Source organism: Methylobacterium sp. 2A (genome assembly GCF_009806555.1).
Classification (GTDB): domain Bacteria; phylum Pseudomonadota; class Alphaproteobacteria; order Rhizobiales; family Beijerinckiaceae; genus Methylobacterium.
This window is the reverse complement of sequence record NZ_VUOK01000025.1, coordinates 1-12,340: the sequence shown is the minus strand read 5'-3', so window position 1 is coordinate 12,340 and position 12,340 is coordinate 1. Positions and strand designations below refer to the sequence as shown.

13 protein-coding genes and 1 pseudogene are annotated in these 12,340 nt (G+C 62.1%); 9 read left to right on the top strand and 5 right to left on the bottom strand.

Features of this window, described 5'->3' with window-relative positions; all coding sequences use genetic code 11:
* The 3 genes and pseudogenes from FVE89_RS13720 to FVE89_RS13710 form a co-directional block, all read left to right on the top strand.
* Positions 1–370, top strand: a 370-nt coding sequence (locus FVE89_RS13720; RefSeq protein ID WP_160534499.1) for a recombinase family protein, incomplete at its 5' end; no start/stop codon positions are given.
* Between the two features lie 65 nt (positions 371–435).
* The gene (locus FVE89_RS13715; protein ID WP_122163191.1) at positions 436–1,248 is read left to right on the top strand and encodes an AAA family ATPase; all 813 of its coding nucleotides are present in this window, start codon (positions 436–438) and stop codon (positions 1,246–1,248) included.
* A gap of 127 nt (positions 1,249–1,375) precedes the next feature.
* Positions 1,376–1,957 (top strand): annotated as a pseudogene (locus tag FVE89_RS13710) (recombinase family protein).
* Between the two features lie 278 nt (positions 1,958–2,235).
* Here the strand turns inward: FVE89_RS13710 and FVE89_RS13705 are convergent.
* Positions 2,236–4,530, bottom strand: coding sequence for a hypothetical protein (locus FVE89_RS13705; RefSeq protein ID WP_160534498.1), 2,295 nt, complete (start codon positions 4,528–4,530; stop codon positions 2,236–2,238).
* 295 nt (positions 4,531–4,825) lie between these two features.
* Here FVE89_RS13705 and FVE89_RS13700 point away from each other — a divergent pair, with 295 nt between their 5' ends.
* The 4 genes from FVE89_RS13700 (at position 4,826) to FVE89_RS13685 (ending at position 7,826) form a co-directional block, all read left to right on the top strand.
* Positions 4,826–5,461 (top strand): recombinase family protein, encoded by a 636-nt coding sequence (locus FVE89_RS13700; protein WP_160534497.1) that lies wholly within the window; start codon positions 4,826–4,828, stop codon positions 5,459–5,461.
* Positions 5,461–5,886: a hypothetical protein gene (locus FVE89_RS13695; protein WP_160534496.1), complete on the top strand. Its 426-nt coding sequence runs from the start codon at positions 5,461–5,463 to the stop codon at positions 5,884–5,886. Before FVE89_RS13700 ends, FVE89_RS13695 begins: the two co-directional genes overlap by 1 nt.
* A 171-nt stretch (positions 5,887–6,057) precedes the next feature.
* Positions 6,058–6,693, top strand: a complete 636-nt coding sequence (locus FVE89_RS13690; RefSeq protein WP_160534495.1) for a hypothetical protein — start codon at positions 6,058–6,060, stop codon at positions 6,691–6,693.
* Positions 6,693–7,826 (top strand): hypothetical protein, encoded by a 1,134-nt coding sequence (locus FVE89_RS13685; RefSeq protein WP_160534494.1) that lies wholly within the window; start codon positions 6,693–6,695, stop codon positions 7,824–7,826. The genes FVE89_RS13690 and FVE89_RS13685 overlap by 1 nt, the downstream gene beginning before the upstream one ends.
* Positions 7,827–7,870: 44 nt before the next feature.
* Here the strand turns inward: FVE89_RS13685 and FVE89_RS13680 are convergent, their stop codons facing one another.
* Positions 7,871–8,161 carry a type II toxin-antitoxin system RelE/ParE family toxin gene (locus FVE89_RS13680; protein WP_160534493.1) on the bottom strand — a complete coding sequence of 97 codons (291 nt, stop codon included), beginning with the start codon at positions 8,159–8,161 and terminating at the stop codon, positions 7,871–7,873.
* Positions 8,158–8,409 carry a type II toxin-antitoxin system ParD family antitoxin gene (locus tag FVE89_RS13675; protein ID WP_160534492.1) on the bottom strand — a complete coding sequence of 84 codons (252 nt, stop codon included), beginning with the start codon at positions 8,407–8,409 and terminating at the stop codon, positions 8,158–8,160. The genes FVE89_RS13680 and FVE89_RS13675 overlap by 4 nt, the downstream gene beginning before the upstream one ends.
* A 271-nt stretch (positions 8,410–8,680) precedes the next feature.
* On the opposite strand from FVE89_RS13675, the gene FVE89_RS13670 reads away from it, so the two are divergent.
* Positions 8,681–9,115 (top strand): hypothetical protein, encoded by a 435-nt coding sequence (locus FVE89_RS13670; RefSeq protein ID WP_160534491.1) that lies wholly within the window; start codon positions 8,681–8,683, stop codon positions 9,113–9,115.
* Between the two features lie 178 nt (positions 9,116–9,293).
* Complete coding sequence (locus FVE89_RS13665; RefSeq protein ID WP_160534490.1) at positions 9,294–9,485, top strand: hypothetical protein; 192 nt, start codon at positions 9,294–9,296, stop codon at positions 9,483–9,485.
* A 432-nt stretch (positions 9,486–9,917) separates the two neighbouring features.
* Here the strand turns inward: FVE89_RS13665 and FVE89_RS13660 are convergent, their stop codons facing one another.
* Positions 9,918–10,436, bottom strand: coding sequence for a MucR family transcriptional regulator (locus tag FVE89_RS13660; protein ID WP_160534489.1), 519 nt, complete (start codon positions 10,434–10,436; stop codon positions 9,918–9,920).
* 317 nt (positions 10,437–10,753) lie between these two features.
* Positions 10,754–12,163, bottom strand: a complete 1,410-nt coding sequence (locus FVE89_RS13655) for a hypothetical protein (protein WP_160534488.1) — start codon at positions 12,161–12,163, stop codon at positions 10,754–10,756.
* Between the last annotated feature and the right edge of the window lie 177 nt (positions 12,164–12,340).

Genomic DNA, 12,340 nt, shown 5'->3' with positions numbered 1-12,340 from the left:
GCGCAACGTCGGGCTGAAGGTGCTGTCGGGCGAAGGCGCCTCGATCGACACCACCACGGCCAACGGCCGGCTGGTGTTCGCCATCTTCGCCGGCTTGGCCGAGTTCGAGCGCGAGTTGATCTCCGAGCGCACGAAGGCCGGGCTGGCCGCGGCTCGCGCTCGCGGCCGCAGGGGCGGTCGCCCCTTCAAGATGACGCCCGCCAAGCTGCGCCTGGCTCAGGCCGCGATGGGAAACCCCGAAACCTGCGTCGCCGACCTCTGCGTGGAACTCGGCATCACCCGGCAGACCCTCTACCGGCACGTCACGCCCAAGGGGGCGATCAGGCCAGACGGAGAAAAGCTCCTCGCCCGCACCGGTCGGCGGGCTTAGCGTACGTTTTCGACCATCCTCTCACCGGGCCCCAAGCTGCGCGTGTACCAAGTGGAGGACGAGGGATGACCGCCCGATCCGGTGCCTTCATCACCACCAAGGAGCATCGTCGCTTCGTCGAGTTCGCCGATGCCGTGCGAACCCACCGCTACATCGGCCTCTGCTACGGCGCGGCCGGAGTCGGCAAGACGCTCTCGGCCCGGCGCTATGCCCACTGGGACGTGGCCGAGTCTTTCCTCGACACCTGGGGCCCACGACAGCCATCGGACGCCAAGGTGTACGGCGTGCTCGCCCGAAGCCGCAGCGTCCTCTACACCCCGGTGGTCGCCTGCTCGTTGCGGGTGCTGCGCGGCGAGGTCGGCTATCTGATCGTGCGGATGGATGCCTGCATCGGCGAGCACCTGTCGGTCGGGGAAACGAAGCCGACGGGTTTCAAGAGCGGGTTGACCGAACTCCTGATCGTCGACGAGGCCGAACGGCTCGCGACCGCCGGCCTGGATCACGTGCGCGACGTGTTCGATCGGATGGGCATCGGCGTGATCCTGATCGGCATGCCGGGCATCGAGAAGCGTCTGTCGCGTTATCCGCAGCTCTACAGCCGTGTCGGGTTCGCCCATCACTACCGACCCTTGCGTGGCGACGAACTCACCTTCGTGCTGACGCGCCACTGGCGTCAGCTCGGGCTTGCCCTGGACGAGGCGGACTTCACCGATGTGCAGGCAGTCGCCTCGATCGCGCGGATCACCGGCGGCAACTTCCGGCTGCTGCAGCGCCTGTTCGTGCAGATCGCTCGCATCCTCAAGATCAACGAACTCAAGGTGATCACGGACGATGTCGTCGAGGCCGCGCGGAGCACCCTGGTCATCGGTGCCACATAGCGCCATTAGAAACAGGCCATTTATCGATAAAGGTCACACGCGAGCCGCTCGAAACAGCCCCGTTTTTGTCGGAAAATGTGTCGGCTTTTCTATTGCCGGATAAACGGCATTTTGGCACGATCCCGACATGCTCGTCGGATATGCTCGCGTCTCCACATTCGACCAAAACCTCGACCTGCAGCGCGACGCCCTGACCAAGGCCGGGTGCGAGCGCCTGTTCGAGGAGAAGAAGTCCGGCAAGGCTGGCACCAAGCGACCAGAGTTCGAGGCGGCGCTCGCCTACCTGCGCCCCGAGGACGTGCTCGTGGTGTGGAAGCTCGATCGCCTCGGCCGCTCGCTCGTCGAGATGATGCGCACCATCGACGGCCTGTGAGTGAAAAACGTGCACTTCCGAAGCCTGACCGAGCAGTTCGATAGCGCCACCGCGCACGGCCGCTTCGCGCTGCAGATGCACGGGGCGATGGCCGAGTACTTCCTCGACCTCAACCACGAGCGCACTGTGGAGGGCTTGAAGGCGGCTCTCGCCCGTGGGCGCAAAGGCGGCCGGCCGAAGAAACTCAGCGATGCCGATCTTGAGGCGGCCCGCGCGATGCTGGCGGCCGGAACGATCAGCGTGGCTGACATCGCCAAACGGCTTGGGGTCAACCGCGACACGTTCTACAGCTACTTCCCGCGCGCCCGCGCCAACAGCAGCACGGCCCAGAAGTGAATTCGCTCACGACGGCGGCCCCCAGCATGCTGGCAGCACCGGCTCATCTACCATCTCCAGCAAACAGCCTTTGTGCGAAACTCAAGAATTACGCACCACCAGCGCGGCGCCCGATTTCCTCGGCGGCTTGCACATTCAGAACTTAGGCCCGAAAGGCCCCGCCGGCAGCCCCCGCGAGGCCGTGCATCGTCCGGCGGAGCCGGCTGCCGGCGCCGCAACGGAGCTGCCCGAGATTAGCGACCGATAATTCGGTTTATCGTTGACCTGCTGGAGTGAAGCTATTGCTCCTGACGCGCCAGACGGCTTTGAACTTCCGCCTCGACCGCCGCAAGTAGCGCCTCCTGCGCTGCTGAAAGCTTATAAGCGCTGCGGATGCTACTCACCCGCTCGCGCGCTTCCGTTTCTGCCCCAATAATTTCACCGAGTATTTGCGCAACGAGGATCTGCGCCTCAGTCCAATCGGGATTTCGATCGGCCAGTGGCTCTGCGACCTGAAGAGCAAATCTATGCTCCTTTTTCAAGAGGAAGCACATGCTCAGATGACGGCTGGCCTGGTTGTTGGATGCCGCGATAATCGTTCCATTGCAGCAGCTCTCGATCAAGCTTGAGTAGAGTGGATGGCTGTCTCCGCCGTCGAGACTCAGCGCTATGTGAACGCACACGCCCACGTAGTCGTGGGTCTGAAGCAATCTTTTGAGCATAACCGCTTTGGATTGCGCCGCGTCGTCGTTGAGAAGCGGAAGGAGAAGCCTCTCGATCTCCGCCTGAACAACGGTGTAGTTACCGCCGAACGGTTTCGTGAATACACCGGCCAGTGGCCCAGTGTGAACGCTGGCAAACGCAAGAAGGCAAACCAGCCGTTGATCTGGCGTCATGGCGTCAGTCAGGGAAGCGACAAGCGTATCGTGATCAGCCTGGATCTGGCCTTGGTGGTTCGCGCGAAAGACACCTTCGTTCTTCACGTAAGACTTGTAGCGAGCGGTTACTGCTTCTAGGCGGATTGCCCAAGTCCGCGAAAGGCTTCGTGCATCGAGAAAGTCTGAAACGCTTTGGTGCGGGGCGCTGGCGACCTCGCCGAGCGCATAGCAAATCAGATATTGCCGGAAGATAGGAGCTGTTTCGCCGTAGCGGACGAGCAATTTCGCTAGCGGATAAGGGTGGCCGTTTCGACAGGACATAATGAGATCTAGAACACCCCTAAAATCAATGTCCGATAGACCATCATTCAACGCGTCGAGAAGAAATTGGTGCGCCTTGCGAAACTCGTTCGAATGGTACCGAGCGCTACTGCCGAAGCGCTCCGTCTCGCTGACAGACTCGACCACTGTCGAACTCATAAAAGCATTCCAAAAGAAAATGCGCGCTTCCCCCTTCTGACTGTCATCGCCGTCCAACCAACGCGTTAAGTTCTTATGACATGCCTCATCGTCGTTGATCAGCGGCGGCTGGAGCGTGGGCTCGTGCGGCGGCGCGGCCGTTCCCACGAAGGGCACAGTCGCCGAAGAAGCGCCGCTCTCCATGCCGTAGTGTCGCTTTCCATCTGCGGCATAGAGCCGAAGGAAAAGCACGGCAAAGCATTGTTTGTTGAAGGCGGCAGCGAGGCGCTGGTAGAATGCGAGCGCTCTTTCGAGATCGAATTTGTTGAGATCGGCAAGGAGCTTCGCCAGCGGCTCGGCTGTGTCAATTTCAAGGTGGGCGCCAATTTTGTCGCGGACGGCACGAACGGCCGCAAGCTCTGTTTCAAAGTGCGCAGCGGCGACAAAAGCGTCGATCGGGGCCGAAGACTGGCCTTGTCCCTGCACGAGCTTGTCCAACCCGTCCATCGCCTGGAGGGCGCCCTGTGTCACTGGGCGCGTCACAAGGCAATCGGAGAAGCTGACGATGTCCGTGATGAGGCGCGCCTTGAACAAGCGCGCGATCGAGGGATAGGCGATGAGCCTTTGACGGAGGTCGAGCTGTAGCGCGATCCAGCGCCGGATCAGCGCCAGTTGCGACGCGCGGGCATGCACGGGCGTCGTGTTGAGGGAAGCCGTGGTGTTGCGCCGGGTCATCGCAAGCGCATCAGCCCCCATCTCGACTCCGGTTCGGGCGTCGAGCGAACGCTGAAGCTGTCGGAGGATCTCGACAATGCCAGGATCGGACAGCTCGACCGGCGTAGCATAAGGCACATAGCCGGGTACGCCGAGCGTGCCGAGGCTGTCGTAGATTTCGTGAGCGCCGTCTACGAAGTAGCTGATCTTAAGGACCTCGATGTCGTTCCAGAGTTCAATGCGTTTACCGAAATCGAAATCCTGGACGTGGGCTCCGAGCCGGTGGCGCGCGTCCTTAAAATATTCGCCGAATTGGGCGGCGTAGGCTTCCTTGGCCGTGTGGAACGCAACTGTATCATAGCCGGCGTCGCGAAGCGGACGCCGGAGGCCCCGTGCGTGTTCAATGAAGTTCTCGACGCGGATAAGGATATGTCGCGCGATAGTGCGTGCATAGAAAGGATCGGCGAGGTTCGTCGCCAGATGAAGGGCGATCTGCATCTCTTCAACAATGAACCGTAGCTTTTCGGTCCGGTCTCGGATCATGACGCCCTTGCCAGGATAATTGCGGAGAGCGCTACTCTTATAGCTTCTTAGGCATGCGTTCCACGACTAATGAGCGGACCGCGGCAAGCACGACCATATCTGTCGAGTCTGCGAGCCTCCGCCGCCGTCACAAATTGACCTGACCATTCTCCCGTTGAAGAGGCCGATCCGAATGGTTCGGTATGGGTATGCCTCAATCGAACCGCCACCAGGATGGTCTCATATAATCAGCTTGACCATTCAAATCGAACCGATATCATGACACCTATTCTAATCGAACCGATTGGCAGGTTTCATGTTCGTCCGCGCCTATTTGCGCGCTTCCACCTCTGAACAAGACGCGACCAGGGCGCGAGGGCAGCTCGACGCCTTCGCGGCCGAGCGGGGTCTGACAATTGCCGCGGCCTATGTCGAGAACGAGAGTGGTGCCACGCTGGCGCGGCCGGAGCTGTTCCGCCTGCTGAAGGATTGCCGGCCGGGGGACGTGCTGCTGATTGAGCAGGTCGACCGCCTCTCGCGCCTTACCTCGGTCGACTGGACGAAGCTGCGGGCGGAGATCGACGCCAAGCGCGTCCGCATCGTAGCGCTCGACCTGCCGACCTCCTGGAGCCTGGCGACGCCGGCCGACGAATTTACGGGGCGCGTCTTCCAGGCGATCAACGGCATGCTGCTCGACGTCCTCGCGGCAGTTGCTCGCAAGGACTACGACGATCGCCGCCGTCGCCAGGCACAGGGCCAGGCCCGGGCAAAGGCTGCGGGTCTCTACAGGGGCCGTCAGGAGGACACGAAGCGGAACGAGGGGATCGCGGCCATGCTGAAGGCCGGCTCGCCCTGGAGCCAGATCCAGGCTGCCACGGGCTGCAGCCGCTCCACCCTTTCCCGGATCGCCAAACGAGCGAAGAGGGTCGCAACACAGGACACGGCTCTCTGATGCCGATCCGCCGCGAGCACCGCTACTTCTACCCGATCGACTGGAAGCAGCTCTCGGCCGTCATTCGCTTCGTGCGAGCTAAAGGCCGCTGCGAGGGATGCGGCCGACCGCACCTGCAGGACGTGCAGCACCTTGGCGACGGCCGCTGGTGGGATGTCGAGGCCGGCCGCTGGCGTGATGGACGGGGCCGCCTTGTGCGCCGAGCCCTGCCCGGTCCTAACAGCATGGAGGCTGTCCTTGTGAAGGTGACGCGGGTGGTGCTAGCCACGGCGCACCGCAACCACGACACGGCCGACAATACCGGCAACAACCTCGCGGCGCTCTGCCAGCGCTGCCACATGCTGCACGACCGGCCGGAACATCAGCGCCGCCGGCGCATCACGTTGCGTGCGCGGAAAGCGATTGGTGACCTGTTTCCGAATTGATGCAGCTGAAGGTGCAAAGCCACCATACGAGTGAATGGCCGATCCAACATTTTATGCTTGTCCAGTCCAATTTTTACGTAATCCACTGCATTTAATTACGGTGAACGGTTGCGAGCAGGATTAACGGCCACCACCTCATCGTATCTGACTAAAATCCGCAGGGGGCGATGATTGGTACAGCAGGACCATGAGTATTCTGTCCTTGGCGGGTTGAACCGAGCCAAAATCGGTCACACCATTGGTGCGATCGCAGCAATTATATCGCCGCTCGTCGTCTCGCTTGTCTTGGTAATAATCAGCATACTTGATTATTATGGAATCGGCGATCGTATACCGCGCGTAATTATGTGGCCTGTTAGTGCAGGCGTAATCTACGCGGGATTGTATTGGATTTTCTCCAAATACGCCTGGAAATATCGACCACTGAACAAATTTCTGAAGGTACCTGATCTCGCCGGAGAGTGGCATTGTGACGGGCAAACTATAAATCCCGACAGAACGCCCAGCTTCAAGTGGGAAGGTACAGTTACTATCACCCAAAATTGGGATAAACTACGTATCCGTCTTAAGACAACTCAATCCGGCTCAAACAGCATCGCGGCCGCATTATTTCACGATGAAGTTGATGGCTTTCGAATTTTATACAACTACAAAAATGATCCGCGGTCGGATCAGCCGGAACTGCAGCCGCATAGAGGTTTTGCGGATATAACCTTCAGACCTGACCTGCAATACGGCGAAGGGGAATATTTCAACGGACAAGGCAGGTTTACGTTCGGAATCATGAAGTTGACGAGGAAAGTCTGATGGCCCGTGATATTCAGGGGCGGCTCGGCCGTCTCAGCACCCGCCGACGTGGTTTGGACCGCCCTACCGAACTGACGATGGATGCTCTTACGGAAGTGCTCGCCAAGGCCGACATCACCGAAAGCTATCAGAAGCGGTCAAGTCTACCCTACACGCAATATACCCTCGGCGCGATGCAGGAAGTTGGCCCCGATTACACCCGCATCGGCATCGAAGAAGCGACTCGCGTTGGCAAACAGCTCTTAAAAGGCCTGGCGGATCACACTATTGCCGTCGAGTTCGAGCTGCAGGGGTCCGTTCCGCTCAACATCCATATCAGGGGCGTCAGCGACGTCGATCTGCTAACTTTGCATACGGCGTTTTTCACTTACGATGCGAACGGACCGGCTCAACACCTCTACACCACGCCGGTTTATTATTCGCTCGAAGACAAAATGCGTGAGCTCCGTCTTAAATCAGAAAAAGTTCTATCTGATAGCTATCCAGCCGCGACAGTGGAGAAAAACGGCAATAAGGCCATCAAAATATCCGGTGGTTCGCTGCGACGGGCAATCGATGTCGTTCCATCGCATTGGCACCATACGACCGCCTATCAAAGCACCGCACACGACCACGAGCGCGGAGTGAAGGTATACAATAAGGGTGATCATTCGCTGTTTCTCAACCTGCCCTTCAAGCACATTAAACTCATCACGGACCGCGATACGCTGACGATGGGCGGCTTGAAGAAAACCATCCGGCTTTGCAAAAATGTCAGAAGCGATGCAATTAACGATGGCAAGGACATCCAGATCAGCAGCTACGAAATAGCCGGTCTGATGTGGCATTGCGATGCTTCGCGCCTGATAGTGCCCGATTACAACGAGTTGTCGCTTCTAGCAGTGGCGCAACAGCATCTCGACTACCTGGCTCGTAACGTCGAGGTCGCGATGGCGTTGCAAACACCGGATGGTTCGCGTCGCATCATCGACAATGCAGACCGGATGAAGGGTTTGGTGGCACTATCGACCGAAATGGATGACTTGGCCGCAGAGGTCGTAAAAGAGCAGGCAAATCAATACAAGCACCTGCAGCCTACTCAGGATCAGATCCTGGAGTCGCTGCGGCGATCATACGTACCTTTGGCGAGCTGACCGCTATGATTGTCTGTACACCGGTGGCCCAGGCGTAACCAGCTTCATGTAAGAGCATTCTCCCAATCCTGCCGCCCGTGCAGGATGCGGACGATCAGGACGCCCGGCCCGTCCTCGACATAGACGATCATGTGCGCCTGATAGGGATGCAGGCGCACTGGCGGCACAAGCTCGCGGCGCTCGCGGGCTATCAGGGGATTGTCGGCCAGCATTTGGAAGGCGTTGAACAGACCGTCTTGGTAGCGATTGGCCTGAGCCACGCCGAAGCGAATTGCGCCCGCCACATAGGCGTCAGCAATGTCCTCGTCCGCTTGCGGTGAGGTGCGGAAAATCATCTGGCCTGGACGGCTGCCAACCTGTCACGGCCGAGCTGACGGATCTCGTCAGGGGTGCGCGAGCTGATGCCGCTCGCCAGTCCTTGATCGACCAGCCGTTGCAGCTCCGCGATCTTGTTTAGCCGGTCCTGGTCCCGGCGGATCAGATCGCGCACATAGTCGCTGGCGTTCGCGTAACGGCCGGTGCCGGCTTGTGCCTCGACCCAATCCTTCAACGGATCGGGCAGTGATACGTTCATGGTCGCCATGGTCGGCACCTCCTAGTCGATCATGGCAAGGATTGCCAAACCTTGTCAAAACGGATCGGACGTTTCGAGCGCACGTTTAAGCGCGATCCTGCTTCAATTTCTGCAAAGGGTTAGCCGCCACCGGAAAACCCGCTCAAAAACGGTCCTTTTCGAGCGATGCACAAGTGGCAGCTTCTCATCCTGAACGGGCCAGCTGCAGGCTATGATACATATATGGGTGACTGAGCTTACACGCGCCAAGCGCCCATGCAGTGGATAGATCGGAACCCTGATGCGTAAGATCAATCTTCACCTAACTGATTACGACCGCCTCGGTGAGAACCGAAGAACAACCAGCCACATTGTTAACCTGGCAGAGGTTCCGAGCGAGAAGCAGTACCTGTTGGTTGACGAGAACGGTAAAAACAGACCCTACTTCGTGACCAACACATACATTCCGGTCGGGCACGGTGACGATACCTTGACACACGTCTTCGCTACGCGAACCTCGGCTCCCTACCAAGAAGCCGAAAAGGTCGGGATCAGCGGGGACGATCTTGGGATGCCGTCACTGACGAGCTTCGACGGCCGCACGGTTTCAGACCTAATGGGCTTCTTGAGTCAGTATCCGGCTGATATGGAGGTCGTATTCCAAGATGACCAAGTGCTCGTCGCTCGACCAAAGGATGTTTTGATCCTGCGCCTCGATCCGGCAGACGATCAGTAGGCATCAGATGCTTCGGCACCGGCGCGGGAAGCATGTAGGCCGCACGTCCTCGATGACGCCGGACGCCTTGCCCTGGCGGGCGGCTGCTGGCCGAAGGCAAAGGGGGGAGGTCGCCGGGCTCGTCGGGGTGAGCAAGTCGACGCTATGGCGCAATTTCAAATCGTAGAGGCAGGGTGAGATGGTTGACCCGAATAATTTCCGCGAAGGTTTCGAGCAAGGTTTCAGGGCGGTGGTCGGCTCGGCCAGGGCGATGCCCGCGATACCAGCTCAACCAGCCACAAAGGCCGGCATGACACCATTCCAGATGGGTATTCGCAAGGGCATCAAGAAAGGTTGCGAACGTAAGGACGTGACCCCGGCTGATTTTTGACTATTCACCGCTGAGGGACGAAAGGCAGGCCTTTCGCCCCAGTGAATGGCATAGTCATCCCTGCCAGGGTGCGATCCGTCGCCAACGGCCCATCTGGCGGGCCGGTGCGGGTTCTGATCGCTTCGTGAACGTCCCTGCTGCTTCGAACAGTCAGCAGTCGGCGCCTGTGGCGATAGGCATGATGCGGACGTGCGTGTGGCTTCTGCGACAGAGGATGTGCTCGCACCCTACGCCGGACGCGGATCATGCTGGCGGCCGTCCATCGCGACCATGCCACATGCAGCGACGCGGGAGCCAACCTCGCGGCCTGTTGCTACTTGGTGCACGGCCAAGCCGAGCATCGGGCGTCGGCAGACGCTGTTCCTGCGTGGGGGGTCAGCGGCTGTTCCGAGGACAATCTGCTCGAACGGATGCCCGTGCCGTGTGACCGCTCTACGTGGACGCCGATCCCTCGCCCTTCCGTGACCGGCGCGCGCTCTTGGGCTTCTCCGCCACGGTTTCGGTAGCCTCAGCGACCTTCGCAGCTGCGCCTCTACGCTGCTGGCCGAGGCCCGCGTTCCTGGCCAAGGTCGAGCGCGTCTCGGAGTAGCTGGCCGCCACCATCGGGTAGTCCCGTGGCAGACCCCACTTCTCGCGGTAGCCCTCCGGCGTGAGCCCCAGTGCCGTGAGGTGACGCTTGAGCGTCTTGTAGGCCTTGCCGTCCTCGAAGCTGATCAGCCCCTCATGGGTGATCGACTTTCGGATCTGGGCCGGCGTCGTGTTCGCGGCCGGAGCGGCGGCCGGTGCGCCCGCGTTGCCGAGGCCGGTGAGCGCGGCGTGCGTGGTCGCGATCAGCGCCACCAGCTCCACAGTCGGAACGGAGTTGTTCGCCACGTAGGCCGAGACGAGGCCTGTCGTCAGCGCGGCATAGTCGACGGTCTCATCCCCGGTCGTTCCTGTGTTCTCGTCCACGTCGCACCCAAGTCTCTGAGGAAAGCGGCATCATTCCCGCCCGCCCCCTCGAAACGCAATCCGCGGTCGCAAACTTTCATCCCGATCCAACCCGCAAACCATTCGACCGTGACGACGGCTCCGCCGGTGAACCGAGTCGATGCAGTGGCCGCGGCCGTGCCGCGAGCGCGTCCGACACGTGGATCGAGCCGCCCCTAACCGCCCGCCGTCCGCATGTCGGAGCCGCGGCCAGGGGTGGACCGGTTGCAGCATCCGATCGAGAGACTGCCCAGGAGCAGCCACCCTCCGGCTTGGGGGAGATCGGCCGATCCCCGTCGTCACCGTTCGGGTATCCTGACGCCCGCTGCCTTACAGGCCCGCTCCACTGCGTTGAAGTTCCACGGCCCCGTCCAGCGTCGAACCGCGGCCAGGACGCGCCGGTGCTCGGGCGTCCCAGCGGTCGCCTTGTGCCAAGTCTCCGCCTGCGTGGCGATCTCGTTGCCCAGCGCTCGCTTCAGGTAGGGCCGATAGCCCTTAAGGGAGCGTTCGTTGCTCGCGAGCGCCAGGACGTAGTAGCTCGCCAGCGATCTGTGACGCGCCGACACGTCGGTCAGCGGGTTCCAGGCGGCCGCATTCAGTTCGTCGCCGAGAGCCGGCGTGTTCGGACGCGATGCGGCCAGATCCGCCTCGGACTGCTCCGGCGCCGCCGCCGCGGTGTCGCGTCGCCCCCGCTTCTCGGCTGGATGCGCGGCCACGCGCCGAACGGCTTGGCTCTGCCCGTCCGGACGATCGGCGGGGACCGCGATCTCCCGCGATTGCACCGATGGGGAAAGCTCGGCGGCGACCGCTCCACGACGCGCGACCACGGATGATACGAACGGCTCAGGTGATGCGGCCTCGCCGCGGCGCATGGCGGCGATGGCCTCGGTCAGCAGCGCACCGAGCCGCTCCTCCAGAGGCTGCAGGATCGCCCGTTGCTCGGCGCTCGGCTCGATCCGTCCGGGTCGGTCGATGGCCGGGGGGGCGGGCGGCGGCGTCACAGATTCCGGCGGTACGATCGCGGGTGCGATCACCTCCGGCGCTACCGGCTCGGGCTGGGAGACCGTCGCATCACCGCGTCCGGCCTCGGCCGGCGATACGGCCGGCGCGGGCGCCGTGATCTCGACCGGATGCGCGGTGGCCGAACGCAGCGCCGCCACCGCGGCGACCCGCTCGCGTATCCGCCGTTCCAGCGCCGCCCAGGCCGCCACCCGCTCGGCACCGGCTTCGATCTCCGCCCCGCCCGCGGCATCCGGAGCGAAGGCCAGGGACGCCGCACGCCGCCCGTACGCCGCCCAGTCGCGGCGGCGGTACGGCTCGAACGCCGCCGCGCAGGCCGCGATCGATGCCGCCACCGCCGCCTCGCCGTGGCCGGTGGCACGCAACCGCCGCGCGATCCGCGCGTCGACCCGCGAGTTGTCCGGCCTGCGTCCCTCCCAGTCGGCGAGGATGTCGCGGCGATGGGCGTGGTAGATCGCGGCCTCCGCGCGCGTCGGCGGCGCGAGCCCGACGCGGCGCCACCACGATCCCGGTCGCGATCCCGACATCGGTCGCGCCAGGAGCACGCGCAGGGCGCGCAGCCGCCGCGCGCCCTGCGCGACCAGCATCGCGAGCCGGGGGCAAACCTCGTCCGTCCAGGCGACGATCCGGGCCGCCACGCCCGACTGCGGCTCGGCAGCGTCGCCGTCCGGTTCCGGTGCGCGGACCACGCGCACCCTCCACTCCGACACCGCGCAGCCGTAGCGCCGCGCCAGGGTTTGCCCGACCCGCCGGGCGGCCGCGGGTTCATCGGTCGAGCCACCGCTCGACGGGTCAGAAGGCCCCGCCTCGTAAAAACGCACGTTAACGACAGCCGTTTGGAGCGATTTCGGGTGCCGATGGGCCGG